17 protein-coding genes and 1 pseudogene are annotated in these 15902 nt (G+C 69.1%); 11 read left to right on the top strand and 7 right to left on the bottom strand.

The genetic code is table 11. The annotated features are described in order from the left end of the window. Positions 1 to 145: 145 nt before the first annotated feature. Complete coding sequence (nudC, locus tag OG884_RS10240; protein ID WP_326644426.1) at positions 146 to 1132, top strand: NAD(+) diphosphatase; 987 nt, start codon at positions 146 to 148, stop codon at positions 1130 to 1132. A 131-nt stretch (positions 1133 to 1263) separates the two neighbouring features. Here nudC and OG884_RS10235 read toward each other — a convergent pair whose 3' ends face one another. Together OG884_RS10235 and OG884_RS10230 are read right to left on the bottom strand one after the other, a co-directional pair. After that, positions 1264 to 1518: a glutaredoxin family protein gene (locus tag OG884_RS10235; protein ID WP_326644425.1), complete on the bottom strand. Its 255-nt coding sequence runs from the start codon at positions 1516 to 1518 to the stop codon at positions 1264 to 1266. 58 nt (positions 1519 to 1576) lie between these two features. Beyond that, complete coding sequence (locus OG884_RS10230) at positions 1577 to 2545, bottom strand: alpha/beta hydrolase (protein WP_326644424.1); 969 nt, start codon at positions 2543 to 2545, stop codon at positions 1577 to 1579. 176 nt (positions 2546 to 2721) lie between these two features. Here OG884_RS10230 and OG884_RS10225 point away from each other — a divergent pair, with 176 nt between their 5' ends. The 5 genes from OG884_RS10225 to OG884_RS10205 all read left to right on the top strand — a co-directional run bounded on the left by OG884_RS10225 (position 2722) and on the right by OG884_RS10205 (position 6730). Beyond that, complete coding sequence (locus OG884_RS10225; protein ID WP_326644422.1) at positions 2722 to 4788, top strand: ATP-dependent DNA helicase UvrD2; 2067 nt, start codon at positions 2722 to 2724, stop codon at positions 4786 to 4788. Further along, the gene (gene tesB / locus OG884_RS10220) at positions 4785 to 5651 is read left to right on the top strand and encodes an acyl-CoA thioesterase II (protein WP_326644420.1); all 867 of its coding nucleotides are present in this window, start codon (positions 4785 to 4787) and stop codon (positions 5649 to 5651) included. The genes OG884_RS10225 and tesB overlap by 4 nt, the downstream gene beginning before the upstream one ends. 115 nt (positions 5652 to 5766) lie before the next feature. Further along, positions 5767 to 6066, top strand: a complete 300-nt coding sequence (locus tag OG884_RS10215; protein ID WP_326644418.1) for a hypothetical protein — start codon at positions 5767 to 5769, stop codon at positions 6064 to 6066. A 125-nt stretch (positions 6067 to 6191) separates the two neighbouring features. Then, entirely contained in the window at positions 6192 to 6461 is a 270-nt protein-coding gene (locus OG884_RS10210) for a WhiB family transcriptional regulator (protein ID WP_030910441.1), read from the top strand. A 74-nt stretch (positions 6462 to 6535) separates the two neighbouring features. Beyond that, positions 6536 to 6730, top strand: a complete 195-nt coding sequence (locus tag OG884_RS10205) for a hypothetical protein (RefSeq protein ID WP_326644415.1) — start codon at positions 6536 to 6538, stop codon at positions 6728 to 6730. A 210-nt stretch (positions 6731 to 6940) separates the two neighbouring features. On the opposite strand, the gene OG884_RS10200 is transcribed toward OG884_RS10205, so the two are convergent. After that, the gene (locus OG884_RS10200) at positions 6941 to 8278 is read right to left on the bottom strand and encodes an ABC1 kinase family protein (RefSeq protein ID WP_326644413.1); all 1338 of its coding nucleotides are present in this window, start codon (positions 8276 to 8278) and stop codon (positions 6941 to 6943) included. Between the two features lie 65 nt (positions 8279 to 8343). Then, positions 8344 to 9444 (bottom strand): ThiF family adenylyltransferase, encoded by a 1101-nt coding sequence (locus OG884_RS10195; protein ID WP_326644411.1) that lies wholly within the window; start codon positions 9442 to 9444, stop codon positions 8344 to 8346. A 178-nt stretch (positions 9445 to 9622) separates the two neighbouring features. Between OG884_RS10195 and OG884_RS10190 the strand changes: the two are divergent. From OG884_RS10190 to OG884_RS10175, 4 genes and pseudogenes are all read left to right on the top strand, one after another. Next, a pseudogene (locus OG884_RS10190) lies at positions 9623 to 9814 on the top strand (enoyl-CoA hydratase/isomerase family protein); the annotation flags it as partial. Between the two features lie 113 nt (positions 9815 to 9927). Further along, positions 9928 to 10134: a hypothetical protein gene (locus OG884_RS10185; RefSeq protein ID WP_326647133.1), complete on the top strand. Its 207-nt coding sequence runs from the start codon at positions 9928 to 9930 to the stop codon at positions 10132 to 10134. Between the two features lie 141 nt (positions 10135 to 10275). Continuing rightward, positions 10276 to 10791: a M48 metallopeptidase family protein gene (locus OG884_RS10180; protein WP_326644409.1), complete on the top strand. Its 516-nt coding sequence runs from the start codon at positions 10276 to 10278 to the stop codon at positions 10789 to 10791. A gap of 14 nt (positions 10792 to 10805) precedes the next feature. Continuing rightward, entirely contained in the window at positions 10806 to 11387 is a 582-nt protein-coding gene (locus OG884_RS10175; protein ID WP_326644407.1) for a hypothetical protein, read from the top strand. Positions 11388 to 11436: 49 nt separating this feature from the next. Here the strand turns inward: OG884_RS10175 and OG884_RS10170 are convergent, their stop codons facing one another. The 3 genes from OG884_RS10170 to OG884_RS10160 all read right to left on the bottom strand — a co-directional run bounded on the left by OG884_RS10170 (position 11437) and on the right by OG884_RS10160 (position 14600). After that, entirely contained in the window at positions 11437 to 12423 is a 987-nt protein-coding gene (locus OG884_RS10170) for an endonuclease/exonuclease/phosphatase family protein (protein WP_326644405.1), read from the bottom strand. Positions 12424 to 12759: 336 nt separating this feature from the next. Continuing rightward, the gene (locus OG884_RS10165) at positions 12760 to 13305 is read right to left on the bottom strand and encodes an NUDIX hydrolase (protein ID WP_326644404.1); all 546 of its coding nucleotides are present in this window, start codon (positions 13303 to 13305) and stop codon (positions 12760 to 12762) included. Beyond that, positions 13302 to 14600, bottom strand: a complete 1299-nt coding sequence (locus tag OG884_RS10160; protein ID WP_326644402.1) for a zinc-dependent metalloprotease — start codon at positions 14598 to 14600, stop codon at positions 13302 to 13304. The genes OG884_RS10165 and OG884_RS10160 overlap by 4 nt, the downstream gene beginning before the upstream one ends. A gap of 79 nt (positions 14601 to 14679) precedes the next feature. On the opposite strand from OG884_RS10160, the gene OG884_RS10155 reads away from it, so the two are divergent. Continuing rightward, complete coding sequence (locus tag OG884_RS10155; protein WP_326646891.1) at positions 14680 to 15753, top strand: NAD-dependent epimerase/dehydratase family protein; 1074 nt, start codon at positions 14680 to 14682, stop codon at positions 15751 to 15753. Positions 15754 to 15902 lie beyond the last annotated feature (149 nt).

The raw sequence follows: 15902 nt of genomic DNA, 5'->3' as shown, positions 1-15902 counted from the left end.
CGGTCTATTGACCGTACATGGCCGTGTCGTCTAAAGACGGAAGTCTTTTCGGTAGGGCCTCCGGCCAGGGATGACGCCGTCGGCCCTGTGCGGCTCCGCGTTGCGGCGGCGTAATATGTGCACTCGTCTGGGGAGGCGGAACGGCGTGGAGATCACGGCACAAGAGACACAAGAAGGACTTCTGGGGCCGCTGCTGCTTGCGCGCAGTGCCATCGACCGGTCGGCGGTGCTCCGCGGCGACGCCGAGTGGCTCGAAAGAGCCTGGGCGGACGCCGCGACCAGGGTCGTGGTCGTCGACGACGGGCAGGCGCTGATCCGGCGTAGCGGGGAAGAGGCGCAGCTGGTCCTGCTGTCCACCGCCGACGCGCCAGAGGGAGAGCGTTACCTGCTTGGTGTCGACGTGGAGGGCATCGCCTACTTCGCCGTTGCGGCGCCGCCGGCCACCGCCGCTCATGCCGGCTCCTTCAACCGGATCGTCTCCCCGCTCGCCCCCTCGGAACTGGGCGAGGGGCAGAGCATCACCGCCGGGCTACGCCAGGTGGGCTCGTTGCTGGGGGATCTGGACGCCGGCCTGCTGGTGTACGCGGTCGCCCTGGAGGCATGGCACTCCACCCACGAGTTCTGTCCCCGCTGCGGGAGCCGCACCGAGGTGCGGGCGGGTGGGCATGTGCGCGTCTGCCCCAAGGACGACAGCCAGCACTTCCCCCGGGTCGACCCCGCGGTGATCATGCTGATCCACGATGACGACGACAGGTGTCTGCTGGCCAGAGGACCGCAGTGGCCCGAGGGGCGGTTGTCGGTGCTGGCCGGGTTTGTCGAGCCGGGTGAGTCGCTGGAACAGGCCGTGGCGCGCGAGGTTGCCGAGGAGGTCGGCGTGCGTGTCGCCGATCCGCGCTACATGGGCAGCCAGCCCTGGCCGTTCCCACGCAGCCTGATGCTCGGCTTCTTTGCGCGGGCCACGTCTACGGAGTTCACGCTGGACTCCGAGGAGATCGCCGAGGCCCACTGGTTCAGCCGTGCCGAACTGCTGGCCGCGCTGGAGAGCGGCGAGGTGCGCCTGCCGCCCGAGGTGTCGATCGCCCGCAGGCTCATCGAGACCTGGTACGGCACACCGCTGACCGGCGACTGGTGACCCGGACCGCTACGCGGGGCCGCACGCGGATGTCGTCCAAGTCCGCTGCCGGCGGCTGGGAGACCTCGCCGCCGACCGTCGACCGCATGGAGGAGCCCCGGCTTCCGCGGAACCGGGGCTCGGGTGGGAGGCTACACGCCCGCGCCCGCCAGGATGCGCTTGAGCTCGATCACCGAGGGGTTGGTCCTGACGACCTGACCGGTGGGGGAGTCGACCACGACGGTGGGCACGACCTGGTTACCGTTGTTGACGCTCATGACGAACGTGGCGGCGTCCGGGTCGCTCTCGATGTCGATCTCGTTGTAGGAGATGCCCTCGCGGCTGAGCTGGCTCTTCAACCGCTTACAGGGGCCGCACCAGGTGGTGGTGTACACAGTCAGTGCCATGTCGTGAAAAATCCCCTCATGTGATGTCCGGCGCCATTGGCAACAAAGTGAGAGCCGTTCATCTTCCCAACTGGAGAAGCTTCTCCGCGACCCACTGCTGAACCTGCTCCGCCACGCCGGGCAGCCGGTAAAGAGGTGCGCTGTGCTCGATGCCCTGCTCGGTCAGCACCGTCACCGGCACGCGGACCTGCTGCAGGTGCTCCTTGAGTTGCCTGCCGTGCTCCGCGGACACGAACTCGTCCGACGAGTGCACGATCAGCATGGGGGCGTCGCCGCGGCTCGCGTGCCACGGCACCTCCATGCTGGTCCACACCCTGGCGCACTTGTCGGTGGGCTCGCAGCCCCCGGCGAGCTTGATGGCCGCCTCGCGCAGCTTGCGCCTGTTCGGGTCGAGGGCGCCGATGCCCTCGGTGTACGCCGTGAGCGGGGAGATCACCGGGGAGATGCCGACCACGCCGCGCAGGCCGGACAGGCCGTTCTTGTAGGTGCCGACGGAGGCTGCCAGATGCCCTCCGGCGGAGAAGCCGACGATCACATAGTTGTTCGGGTCGAAGGACCAGCGCGCCGCGTGCCGCCGCGCGGTGGCGATGGAGCCGAAGGTGTCGGTGCGCTGGGCCGGCCAGGAGGCGTCGCCCGAGAGGCGGTAGTTGATGTTGAAGACCACGTAGCCCTGTTCGGCGTAGCTACGGCTTATCTCGGTCATGTACTTCTTGTCACCCGAGGACCACCAGCCGCCGTGGACCAGGAAGACGCCGGGCCGTTTCAGCTCGTCGGGCTGGTACCAGACGTCCATGCGCTGACGCACATGCGGGCCGTACGCCACGGTTTCGACAAGGGTGCCCTGGGCCAGCAGGGAGGAGCCCGTGCTCGGAGACGGAGATGGAGCCGGGGTGGCCTTGCCCGCCTTCCCGCCGCCGGCCTGGGTTGGAGTTGAGATCGCGTGCGCGGACGCGGTCGTGTGCACCACCGCGGGGCCGATCATCGCCGCCGCCAGAGCGAGCGCACCCACGGTTACCCAACTTCGCACGGGCCTCTTCCTTCCCCGGAACTAGTCGAACCCTATTGTGGGGCAAAAGGCCCACTTTATGCATCTCGGTGATCGATACAGGTCGAAGGCGGCATGTTGCCAGGATGAGCGAGGTTCGGCCAGAGCCTGGGAGAATGTTGCCGCCCGGTCCGTTCGACTGCTTGTAAGGAGGCTCTGTGGGGCCCGACAACATTCTGGCGGGACTGGATCCCGAGCAGCGTGAGGTGGCCGAAGCCGTCCGGGGACCGGTCTGTGTTCTTGCCGGGGCGGGGACGGGCAAGACCCGGGCCATCACACACCGCATCGCGCACGCCGTCCACAACGGGGTGGTCGACGCCCAGAGTGTGCTGGCGGTGACGTTCACCACACGAGCGGCCGGTGAGCTCAGGCAGCGGCTCAGGCAACTCGGCGCGCCGGGCGTGCAGGCGCGCACCTTCCACGCCGCCGCGCTGCGCCAGCTCACCTACTTCTGGCCGCGCGTCATCGGCGGTGACCCGCCCAGGGTGATCGAGTCGAAGCTGCCGCTGCTGATCGACGCCTGCCGCTCCCTGCGTAAGAGTCAGGACCGCTCGGAGTTGCGCGACATCGCCTCCGAGATCGAGTGGGCCAAGGTCACCCAGATCGGCCCCGAAGACTACGCGGAGGCCACGAGGAAGGCCGGCCGGACCTCGCCCGTACCGGCCGAGGAGGTCTCCCGGCTCTACGAGGCGTACGAGACCCTCCGCCGCGACCGGCACCTGGTCGACTTCGAGACCATCCTGGAACTCACCGCGGCCGTGATGACCGAGCACCGCGAGGTGGCAGGCGAGATTCGCAGGCAGTACCGCTACTTCGTGGTCGACGAGTACCAGGACGTCAACCCGCTGCAGAAGCTGCTGCTCGACACCTGGCTCGGCGGACGCGACGACCTGTGCGTGGTCGGCGACCCCAACCAGACGATCTATTCCTTCACCGGAGCCACCCCCCGCTACCTGACGGGTTTCTCGGTCGAGCACCCCAACGCCACCGTGATCAAGCTGGTCCGTGACTACCGCTCCACACCCCAGGTCGTCTCCCTGGCCAACCGGGTGCTCGACAGGGCGAGGACCCCGCACAAGCTCGCCCTGATCGCCCAGCGTCCAGACGGCCCCGAGCCGGTCTTCGCCGAGTACGACGACGAGACCGCCGAGGCGGAGGGCGTGGCGCGGGTGGTGCGGAAGCTCGTCGGTGGCGGCGTGCCGACTCGCGAGATCGCCGTGCTGTTCCGGGTCAACGCCCAGTCCGAGGCGTACGAGCAGGCCTTCAGCAAGGCCGGCCTGCCGTACGTGCTGCGCGGCGCCGACCGGTTCTTCGAGCGCCCCGAGGTCCGCCAGGCGGTCGTGCTGCTGCGCGGCGCCGCGCGCTCCGCGGAACCCGGCGACATGCTCACCTCGACCGTGCACCACATCCTGTCCGGCATCGGGCTCACCCCCGAGGCGCCCGGCGGAGGCAAGGCCCGCGAGAAGTGGGAGTCGCTGAAGGCCCTGGCCGACCTCGCCGAGGACCTCGCCGCCACGGGCGCGGACCTGTCCGTCTTCGTCGCGGAGTTGGAGCGCCGGGCCAGTGAGCAGCACGCACCGCCGGTCGAGGGGGTCACCCTCGCCTCACTGCACGCGGCCAAGGGCCTGGAGTGGGATGCCGTCTTCCTCGTCGGCGTCACCGAGGGCATGCTGCCGATCATCTACGCGGAGACGCCTGAGCAGATCGAGGAGGAGCGTCGCCTCCTGTACGTCGGCGTCACCCGCGCCCGTGCCCACCTGGGGCTGTCGTGGGCGCTGGCGCGCTCGCCGGGAGGCCGGCGCTCCCGCAAACCCTCCCGCTTCCTGGACGGGCTGACCGGTCGCTCCACGCAGAAGAGCAGCCGCACACCCGCGGCGGCTGATCGCCGCGCGGTCGCCGCGCCGATCAGCTGCCGGATCTGCGGCAAGACCCTGACCACCGCCGCCGAGCAGAAGCTCGGCAGGTGTGCCGCCTGTCCGGCGGACTACGACGAGGCACTGCTCGAAGCGCTGAAGGCATGGCGTACCGGAGTCGCCAAGAAGGAGAAGCTCCCGCAGTGGGCGGTCTTCACTGACGTCACCCTCCAGGCCATCGCCGAGCGGGCGCCGGTTTCCGAACAGGACCTGTTGGCCATCACGGGAATCGGACGCGTCAAACTGGATCGTTACGGTGAAGCGGTGCTCGGACTGTGCCGTGCCGCCGCGAACCATACGGAGGGCGCGTGAACGGGGCGTTAAAGGAGCTCTTGGACCTGCTGGACCTGGAGCAGATCGAGCTCGACATCTTCAGGGGCCGTAGTCCCGAGGAGCGTATCCAGCGGGTCTTCGGCGGTCAGGTGGCCGCCCAGGCCCTGGTCGCCGCAGGGCGGACGGTGCCCGACGACCGTAATGTCCACTCGCTGCACGCCTACTTCATCCGCCCGGGTGACCCGGCCATCCCGATCGTCTACAACGTGGAGCGGGTCCGTGACGGCCGCTCCTTCACCACCCGGCGGGTGGTGGCCGTCCAGCACGGCAAGGCGATATTCACCATGTCGGCCTCCTTCCACGTGTCGGAGCCCGGTGTCGAGCACCAGGCGGCCACGATGCCCCAGGTGGTCGGGCCGGAGGAACTACCGTCGCTCATGGACCGGATGCTCCAGATCGTGGGGGAGGATCCATCGATGCGCGAGTGGGTGTCCAAGCCCAGGCCGGTGGAGGCCCGCTATGTGACCCCTCTCACCTGGGAGGCCCAGCGCGACCCGGAGCTTCGGAGTTCGAACACCAACGTGTGGTTCCGCTACGAGGCGGAGCTGCCCGACGACCCGCTGCTGCACGTGGTGCTCGCCGCCTACGCCTCCGACTTCACCCTGGTCGACACCGTGCTGCTGGCGCACGGCCTGGCCTGGGGCGCCTCCAATGTCTCCGGTGCCTCGCTGGACCACGCGATGTGGTTTCACCGCCCCATCCGGGTGGACGAGTGGGTGCTCTATGCCCAGGAGTCGCCGTGGTCGGGGGCGGCTCGCGGGCTCGCCAAGGGCGAGATGTTCACCCGATCCGGAGAACTGGCCGTGTCGGTAGTGCAGGAGGCGATGATCCGCGTGAGATAGTCGCAAAGTCGCAGGTAGAAAATATGTTGCCCACTCCCGGGGCTCGGGTTTAGGGTCATGCTCAAGCAAGTCGGACGCTCCTGTCCGACGATCCACGAATGGAGGTGAGTCCGCTGTGAAGAACATCCTGATGTCGTCCCAGATGGGGCTCGCTTCCGTGCGCCGTAACACCGGTCTGCCCTGCGGCAGCCAGGTCTCCCTCACCCGTAGCGCGGCAGCTCCGGCTCTGCGGGACAACCCTGCCCGCTTCTGGGTCGAGGCCGACCGCCGGTCCGCTCTGATCGCCTTCGCGGTTACAGAGGCCCCGGCTGTCCCGACCCTCGCGGGCGACAGCTACGCAGCAACGACCAAGCACATCGGAAACGGTGGACTGCGCGGTCCGCAACCCTGGAGGCATCCTCCGGTCATAATCTGACCGAGGAAAGAGCCTTCAGGCCGCGGATCCGCACCAGGATCCGCGGCCTTCTTGTTTGTCCGCGTCATTCCTGCCCCCACCCAAGAGGTAGCCGAAGATCAACACCTAGCTGAGAGGTGAAACAGATGGGGGCCCAGACGGTCATGGACCTGATCGACGAAGCCACAATCCCCTGTCGTACCGACCCCGACCTGTGGTTCGCCGAGTCTCCGGAGGACGTGGAGTTCGCCAAGGCGCTCTGCGGAGGCTGCCCGATCCGCCAGGCCTGCCTGGCCCGCGCGCTGGAGCGCGAGGAGCCGTGGGGAGTCTGGGGCGGCGAGCTCGTCCTGCGGGGGGCGATCGTCCCCCGGAAGCGTCCGCGCGGACGTCCGCGCAAGAACCCGGTCGCTGCCTGAACACTCCGGTCATCGCCCAGACCACCGAGAACCTGATCAACCAGGAACCACCCGTTCCCGAAAGGACCACCCCGATGAGCTACTTCAACACCACAGGGCTCGACCTGCCGTCTATGCAAGAAGCACTGGTCCGTGACCGAATACGGACCCTCCACCGCGAGGCGGAGGAGCATCGCAGAGCCGCCGGGCTCCAGCGCCTTCGGCGCGCCCAGCGCGGAGCGGAACGCGCCTCGGCGCGCCTGCGCATCGCGCTCCTGCGCCTCGTCTGATCCGTGAGGATCGACGGCGACGCATAGAGGGCGTACAGCAGAACGCTACAGATGAATGAGGGGTGACCCGCTCCGGCGGGCCACCCCTCAGCTGTCTTGCCGGGCCACCTTTCAGGTGTGTTTCCGGGCCACCTTTCAGGGGTCTTCTCGAATCACCCCTCAGGTGTGTTCCCGGGCCACCCTTCAACTGTCTCCCCGGGCCACCTTCGGTCAGGCGCTGGCGAGGGTGGGCTCTCCCGAACCCTCGTCGGCGAACCCGGGGACCCAGCGGATGACCTCCTGGCGGAAGCGGGCGGTGGCGCCGAGCTGGCAGAGGACGCCGATCCCCGCCGTGTGCACGCGGTGGATGAGGACGTACGACGCGGGCAGGTTCAGCTGGCGCACCACGTTGCCCGGACGCAGGTCGGTGGCCGTCGCGGCCTGCTGCTGGAGCCACTCCCTGCTGAAGGAGAACTCCTCCACGGCGGTCGGCTCGACATAGGGGGCGAGGAACGCCCGCAGGGCTTCGGTGTCGATCTCGATGTGCGGGCGGATGAACCCCTCGTCGCGCAGCCCCTGCACCACGGTCGTCATGTCGCCGTTGTTGAAGATGCGGGTCAGCTTCCCGAAGAGCGGCGGGTATCCGTCAGGCAGCCGGCTGACCGCGCCGAAGTCGAGTACGCACATCCGGCCGTCCTCGACGATCCGGAAGTTGCCCGGATGGGGGTCGGCGTGGAGCATGCCCACCCGGGCCGGTGAGGAGAACAGGAACCGGACGAGCTGGAGCCCTGCCCGATCGCGCTCCTCCTGGGTGCCGTCGGTGATGATCCGTGACAGCGGGGTGCCGTCGACCCATTCGGAGACGAGCACCTGCTCGTTGGCGGCGATGACATCCGGGATCAGGAAGTCGGGGTCGTCCTTGAACTCCATGGCGAAGGCGTGCTGGGCCTCGGCCTCGCGAAGGTAGTCGAGCTCCTCGACCACCCGCTCGCGCAGCTCGCTCAGGACCGCCTTGATGTCGAGACCGGGCAGCAACACCCCGAAGAGCTTGCCGAGCCTGGACAGCTGGGTGAAGTCGGAGAGCAGGGCCTTTCCCGCTCCCGGGTACTGGATCTTGACCGCGACTGCCCGGCCGTCGTGCCAGACCGCCTTGTGCACCTGCCCGATCGAAGCGGCCGCGGTGGGTTTGTCGTCGAATGACTGGAAGTTCTCCCTCCAGTCGTCGCCCAACTGCTCGACGAGGACCTTGTGTACTGTCGCGCTGGGAAGTGGCGGAGCCGCGTCCTGGAGTTTGGTCAGGGTCGCGCGGTAGGGGCCGGCGATCTCGGTGGGCAGTGCCGCCTCGAAGATGGACAGCGCCTGGCCGAGCTTCATCGCCCCGCCCTTGAGCTCTCCGAGAACCTTGAAGATCTGCTCGGCGGTGCGTTCCTGGATTTCCTGGGCGACGATCTCGGCGGACTTGCCGCCGATCCGTTTCCCGAGGCCGAGAGCGGTACGGCCGGCGAACCCGATGGGAAGGGCCGCCAGCTTGGCAGAGCGCGCAACGGCGCGACGCGGAAGGTCACTCACCTTGGTTAGCGGCGTGTCCCCCGTTACAGCGAGACGCCGCTCCCTCCCTTCGCTGTGCTTGTCCGTCAGTGGCAGGTAGCCGACGCGACCATTGTTAGCGAACCCAACTCGTTTCGGAAGCAACGACATTGAGGATGAACACTCCAGGATCGCCTTTTCCACGTCCAATCTGGCAATACTTCCATTGTGCTGTTTGTCACAACAGGTTCACGGCCGTCGATCCAAGCAAGCGCATGCCCGGTTGCCGATGCCGCCACCAGCGCAGACAGCGCCGTCCCGCACGCGATCTCTCCCGCGGGGAAGCCTCCCAGGCGCGCGCTGACAATGGGCCAGCCGGGGTCGCGATCGCGTCGCGTCAAATCTAGGCAGTGCAGGCACGTGCTCCGTCCAGGCAACACCAGCGGGCCGACCGAACCGAAGGCCTCGAAGGCGGTCGTCAGTAGGTGTGGGATTCCCCACTCGACGAGTTCCCTGACCAGGAGGCCGTCCAGAGGCGCCACTGGAGCGAGCACCGCCAGGTCGGGCGGCCTGGAACCGTCGGCCAACCGGGCAGCGCCGTCGCCGGTCGACGCCGTGAGGCCGGGCGCCAGCCTCCTGGCCACCGCGACCGCGCCGTCCTGTCTGCTCATCCCCACCTCCGTCCAGCCGAGCCCGCCGGGAACGACATCCCGTCGCCGGGCCGTACCGGGATCGACGACGCAGATGTGGCCGATCCCTGAGGCGGCGAGCAGGGCGACGACCTGCGCGCCCACCCGGCCCGCGCCGTAGACCCGCACCCGGGCCTCCTGCCTGCGTTCCAGTGCGGCCAGCCCTCCGTCGATCGTGCCGGGAGAGAGGGAGAGCGCGTCCAGATCAGGTTGGAGTCGGTCGCGCTCGGCCATCACGAGCGCGCGCAGCGGGCCGGGACCCGCCCCCGCGTCGTCCACCACACCCCGGCTGATCAGCAGATCGAGCAGGGTCCGGCCGCGCTCCTCGCCGAGACCCGCGTCGGTGGCGCCGGCCAGCACGCCCGCGAGATCTCTTACGCCGTCGAGACCCTCCACCCAGCGGCGAACCTCGGGCTCGAGATCGCTCAGCACCACCGCGTGCCGGGGATGCAGGCCGAACTGCAGAGTGCGTCGGTCACGGGCGACGCGGCGCAGCGCGGGCTTCAGACGTGGTCGCATCAGGGGGCCTTTCCTCGAAGGGGGGCAGCCTGTGAGAGAGACTGGCCGGGCGTGTCAGCGTGCCACGCTCCCGAGGGCTCCCGGACCTCTTTCCCGCCGCCTGTGGATAACTCTTGCCCTGTGGACAACTCCCACCGGGCGGGCTTCCCCGGCAGATCCCTCGACGGTCGGGCAGAAGATGCCGTGGACTACGCTCCCCGGCATGAATGAGATCTTGATCGACCGGCGTGAGAACGGCGTCGCGGTGCTCACCCTGAACCGCCCTGACCTGCGCAATGCGATGACCGACGCGATGACCGCCCGGTGGCGGCAGGCCGTCGCCGACCTCGCGACGGACCGCGACCTCCGGTGCGTGGTCGTCACCGGAGAGGGGAAGGCGTTCTGTTCCGGGGGAGACCTGTCCTGGCTTGAGGAGCGGCATGCCGAGGGCATCCCCGCCCTACGCGACCGGATGCTCGGCTTCTACCGGACCTGGCCGAGGTATTGGGCATCGCGTCGCGGATCGCCGCCAACGCGCCGGCCGCCACCCGGCTCACCAAGGTCGCCCTCGCGGGTGGCGGGCACGCCGATCTCGACGCCGCACTGCGCTGGGAGTCCCTCGCCCAGCCGGTCACCATGGCCTCCGACGACATGCTCGAAGGGTTGGCAGCCCAGAGAGAACAGCGGGTCCCGCGATTCGGCAACGCATGAGACAGCTGATATCCAGGTTAATTAGATAAGTTGTGACCACACTTGATCACTCTCGCCGAACAATCGGTGAACGGGGATTGACCAGCGGGAACGTGTTCTACCCCCTGGTGTGAATTCGCCATTCTCGGCTACCGTTCATATGTGCCCCCCGAGACAGTCGAGGTCCGCCGAAGTTCTCGCCGCCGGCGGACGGTTTCTGCGTACCGCGACGGCGAGAAAACGATCGTGCTCCTCCCCGCCGGTCTGAGTAGCACCGACGAGGAACAGTGGGTGCGCCGTATGCTCGACCGACTCGCGGCCAAGGAGCAGCGCAGGCGTCCCTCGGACGACGATCTCCTCGATCGAGCCGTCGAGCTGTCGGCTCGCTACCTGGGCGGGGAGGCCAAGCCGTCGAGCGTGCGCTGGGTGGAGAACCAGAAGCACCGCTGGGGCTCGTGCACCCCGGATCACGGAACCATCAGGATCTCCACGCGACTTCGGGGCATGCCCTCGTGGGTGGTGGACTATGTGATCATGCACGAACTCGTTCACCTGCTGGTGCCGAGTCACGGCTCGCGCTTCTGGGTGCTCGTGGAACGATATCCCAAGGCCGAGCGGGCACGGGGCTTCCTGGAGGGATTCTCCACGGCGGCCCACGGCTCGGCGGAGGAATGTTGACAGAAGATCGAGTGGTGGCCGTTCTCGTCACACCCTCCGCGGCGGACGCGGCCCCGCCGGGGATCGACGCCGCCGATTTCCTCAAGGCCGTCGCCGAGGACGCCTACGAACTCGTCGCCGGGCTCGACTTCGTCTCACCTGTCGTGGTGACGAGCGTCCCGGGCATGGAGGAGATCGTCTGGCCGGGCACCCCTGTCGTTGAGATCCCCGACCTCTCGGGGAGCGCCCTGGTCGAGGCCGCCTTCGCCGCCCTGCCCTATGGCGAGCAGGCGGTCCTGCTGAGCGCCGACGCGCCCGACCTGCCTCCGCTGCTCATCGGCAAGCTCTTTCGCGAACTCGGCCGGGCTCGGATCGCCGTCTGCCCTGCCGCGGGCGGCGGCGCGGTGGCACTGGCCGCCCACCTGCCCTACCCGGGCTGGGCCTCGGCGGGCTTCGACGACCTCGACCCGGTCAAGGTGCTCCGCTCCTCGGCGCCCGGTAGCCGTATGGTCGCCAGAGGTCCCGGCTGGCATCGCCTGCGCACTCCCGGCGACGTCCGCCTCCTCGACCCGGGCCTCGAAGGCTGGGACAACACCCGGGCGCTGCTCTCGGCCTGAGCCGCCCGAGCCGCCCCAGGTGCCCGGGTCGCCTCAAATACCCGGGTCGTCAGAGCGGGGGCAGGCGTAGGTCGGCGAAGACGGCCCGGTGGTCGGTGCCGGGAACGCTGTGCACGCTGACCGCGTTCACGCCCACCCGCCGGTCCACCACGACATGGTCGATCGTGATCAGCGCTGGGATGCGTCTGTTGACCGGCCAGGTCGGAGTCAGCCCCTCTCCGGCGCTGTCGGCCGCGTCCAGATAGCCACGGTCCAGAAAACGGCGCATGGCCGCGTGGTCGAGACTGGCGTTGAAATCGCCCGCGAGGATGCGGATCGTGTCGGGCGCGGCGGAGGGCAGGGCGTCCAGCGCCGCCGTCCAGTCGTACACCTGCCTGCCCAGTGGGGGGAAGGGGTGCACATCGACGATCTCGACGGGCTTGGCGCCGGGTATGGTCATCAGCGCGGCGGGCATGTTGTGCCCGATCGCCTCGAACAGGTTCTCCCTGGGGGTCAGCGGATACCGTGAGTACAGGCCGCTGCCGCCGGCGCTCCACTCCGGCTCCAGCACCCGGTACGGCATGATCTCGCCAAGACCGGCCGTCTCCAGCTTCTCGACCATTCCCGGGGTCAGTTCCTGAGTGCTCAGCACATCCGGGTTCAGCCGCCGGACCAGATCCATCACGGCGCCGGGCTCGGCATGCCCGAACAGCGTGTTGAGCGTCAGCACCCGCAGGGGCGTTCCCGTCACGGGGTCCCCGGAGCGAAAGGCCCTGGGGAGCACGCTGAGGCCGAGTGCCGCAGTGGTGATCAGCGCGACGGCCGTCGCAGCCCGGTTGCGGGTCAGCACGGACAGCAGCACCGGTACGAGCGAGGCGGCCGCCACGTACGGGGTGCCGGTCATGAGCTGGGTGGTCAGCGAGTCGCGTTCGAGTCCGGCCACCCGGGCCACCGCCCAGGCGGCGAACGGCGTCACCGCGGCCCAGGCAAGGGACTTGGGGATCCTCCAGCGCCGCGGCGGTGTCACGATCGCGCCCCTGGCGCTCCTGTCAGCCACGATGTCCACGCTCACAGTGCCCCGATCCGTTCCGTACGGCCTGACTGGGAACGAAGATATCCAGGCAGAGGTGAGACAAGCATAAAACGGTCCAACGCCCTCGGAAGACGGCCGGAAATCGACTGATTCGCCAGGACTCATGCGTTCCGGGAGCCACCGAGACAGGGAAGCTCTCGGTGGCTACCACGTCACCCGGTCACCCGGAGCCCGGCGGCGGTCACCGCCGAGCCGCACCGGGCGAGCGTCCGGAGCCCCGGAGCCGCGGAGCCGCGGCGGCCACCGAGCCGCAACGAGCCGATCCGTACGGGGCCGATCCGTACGGGGCCGAGCTCCCGGTCAGCCGGAGCGCAGGACCTCGCGGGCGCGGCGGGCCAGGCGACGGGTCGCCTCGTCGGAGAGTTCGGGGATCTCGTCCACGGGGAACCAGCGCAGGTCGAGCGACTCGGCGCTGATCACCGCCTCGACGTCCGCGGGGGCGACCGCGCCGTACTCCACGTCCAGATGACTGCTGTGCGGCGGGTGGCACCAGACCCGGTGCCGGTCGAGTGCCAGCGGGCCGGGCAGCAGCCGCAGGCCCGGAATGCCGGACTCCTCGGTGGCCTCACGCATCGCCACCGCCGCGAGGGAGACGTCGCCGCGCTCGCAGTGGCCGCCCATGGGCAGCCACATCCCGGCCTTGGGGTGCAGCGTCAACAGAACCCGCCGGCCGTCGTGGGAGAGCACCGCGGTCGTGGCCGTCAGGTGACCTGGGACGCACTCGCGCCACATCGCGTCAGCATGGGCGTGCAGGTGCTCCAGGAACTCCTTGCGGAGGATCTCCTCCTCCGCCGTGGGCGCGGTCCACCCCGTGAGCACGTCCCGCGCGTCGGCGCGCAGGCTCACGCGCCGCTCCCACCGGCATCGCCCTTGTCATCGTCCTCGCCAGGAGTGGCGGGAGGCTCACGCAGGGTCCCCTCCAGGGATGACAGGTCGAGTTCGGGCTCGCCCCGTACGAACCCCTCGGGGTTGTCGAGGTCATCGGCGGTGGGCATGAGATCGGGGTGGCTCCAGACCGCGTCGCGGCCGTCGATGCCACGGTCGGCTTCCAGCGCCTGCCACAGGGCGGCGGCCTCGCGCAGGCGGCGGGGCCGGAGTTCGAGGCCGACGAGCGTGGCGAAGGTCTGTTCCGCAGGGCCGCCGGTCGCCCTGCGGCGCCTCACGGTCTCCGCCAGTGCCGCCGCCGAGGGGAGCTTGCCGTCCGCGGCGCCGTCCACGACGGTGCCGACCCAGCCCTCGACGAGAGCGAGCATGGTCTCCAGCCGGGACAGGGCGGCCTTCTGCCGCTCGGTCTCCTCGGGCTTGAGCAGGTTGCCGCCGCTCAGCGCCTGCTGGAGCTGCTCGGGATTGTTGAGATCGAGCCCGCGGAGCTGCTCCTCCAGCGCGGAGGCGTCCACCGTGATGCCCCTGGCGTACTCCTCCACGGCTCCGAGCAGGTGCCCGCGCAACCACGGCACGTGCTGGAACAGCCGGTGGTGGGCCGCCTCGCGCAGGGCGAGATAGAGGCGGATCTCCTCGGCGGGGGTCTCCAGACCCTGGCTGAACGCCGAGATACCGCCGGGCAGCAGGGCGGCGTTGTCCGACAGCGGCAGGCCGATGTCGGTGGCGCCGACCACCTCCAGGGCGAGCGAGCCGATGGCCTGGCCGATCTGCTGGCCGACCATCATGCCGCCCATCTGCTTCATCATCCCCATCAGCGGCCCGGCCATGGCCTGTGCCTCCGGGGGCAGACCTGAGGCGCTGATCGTGCCGCTCATGGTCTCGACCATGCGGGCGGCGATCGGGTCACAGAGCTTCTGCCAGACGGGGACGGTCTTCTCGATCCATTCCGAACGGCTCCACGCCTGAGGGTTGCTCACCCCGCTCGGTAGGGAGGTGGCCTCATTGAGCCAAAGGTCGGCCAGGTTCAGGGCGTCGACGACCTGGCGTCGCTCGCCTTCCATGACACTGGGATCGCCCTCGGCGACCACAGCGTGCCGGGCGATGTTCTTCGCCATGTCCCAGTTGACGGGACCTGAGGTCGGCGGAGCGGAGAGCATGTCGGCGAACTGGCGCATTGCCGCTGCGATCTGCTCCGGGTCGCCGAACATGGCGAACGGATTGTCGTTGGGGTCGTTTTCCCGACCTGGCAAGTCAGTCACCGCTCTACCTCGTGCAGGATGGAGGAGTCCACATCCGCCACGTTATCCGTCGCATGGCGGGTCAGTGCAAAGTGAGGACCTGGTGCCTACCTCGAAACGCTCCCGGCCCCCTGTCGTCGCCGTCACCGGCGCCGCCTCGGGCCTAGGCCGTGCTTTCCTCGCGAAGGTCGCCTCGTCTGCGGATTTCCGCAGGGTTGTGGCCATCGACGAGCAGCGCGGCGATGTGCCCGATGTCACATGGCGGGTGCTCGATGTTCGAGATCCGCTCTTGGCGAACCGTATATCCGATATTGACGTACTCGTGCACCTGGCAGGTGACTACGCGCTCGACGCCGACCCCGCGGAGCGACGCGCCTACAACCTGCGTGCCGCCCAGACCGTGCTCACCGCCAGTGCCGCTGCCCGGGTGCGACGGGTCGTGCTGGTCACCAGCGCCATGGTGTACGGAGCCGTACCCGACAATCCCGTCCCGCTGCCTGAGGATTCCGAGGTCGCCGCAGAGCCCGATACGGGCATGGTCGGAGATCATCTGGAGATCGAGGCGCTGGCCCGGCGCTCCCTGCGCAGCCATCCCGGTCTCGGTGTGACCGTGGTCAGGCCAGCCGCCGTGGTCGGCCCCGGTGTCGACAGCGTGGTGACCCGGCACTTCGAGGCGCCCCGGCTGCTGAGCGTCAAGGGTTGTAACCCTCGCTGGCAGTTCTGCCACGTGGACGATCTGGTCTCGGCCCTGGAGATGGCGGCGCTCGGCACGGTCTCCGGGGTGGTGGCCGTCGGCGGCGAGGGCTGGCTGGAGCAGGAGCAGGTGGAGGAGATCTCCGGACTGCGCCGGCTGGAACTGCCCGCCGGGCTGACCTTCGGAACCGCCCAGCGCCTGCATCGCCTCGGCATCACTCCGGCCCCGGCCACCGACCTGCACTACGTCGTCTACCCCTGGGTGGTCGACTGCGCGGCGCTGCGCAAGATCGGCTGGAAGCCGATGTGGACCAACGAGGCCGCGTTCGAGCAGCTTCTGGAGCTGCGTGGCGGCAGGCACGCCGTCGTGGGCCGCCGCCTGTCCGGCAAGGAGGCCACGCTCACCGCGGCCGGCGCCACCGTCGCCGTCCTCGGCACCGCGGCGATCGTCCGCGCCGCCCGCAAGAAGCGCCGTCCCTGACGGCCACCTGGGGGCCGAGCGAGCTTCCGAGGGGACGTGCCTGTGCCCATGCGTGAGGGACGACCCGTGAGGTCGCGCCGGGGACTGGACTGAGGAGAGCGGGGTCGTGAGGCCGCGCCGGCGACTGGACTGAGGAGAGCGGGGTTGCG

Source organism: Streptosporangium sp. NBC_01755 (assembly GCF_035917995.1).
Lineage (GTDB): Bacteria > Actinomycetota > Actinomycetes > Streptosporangiales > Streptosporangiaceae > Streptosporangium.
The sequence above is the reverse complement of the archived record's forward strand: the minus strand, read 5'-3'. Positions and strand labels throughout refer to the sequence as shown.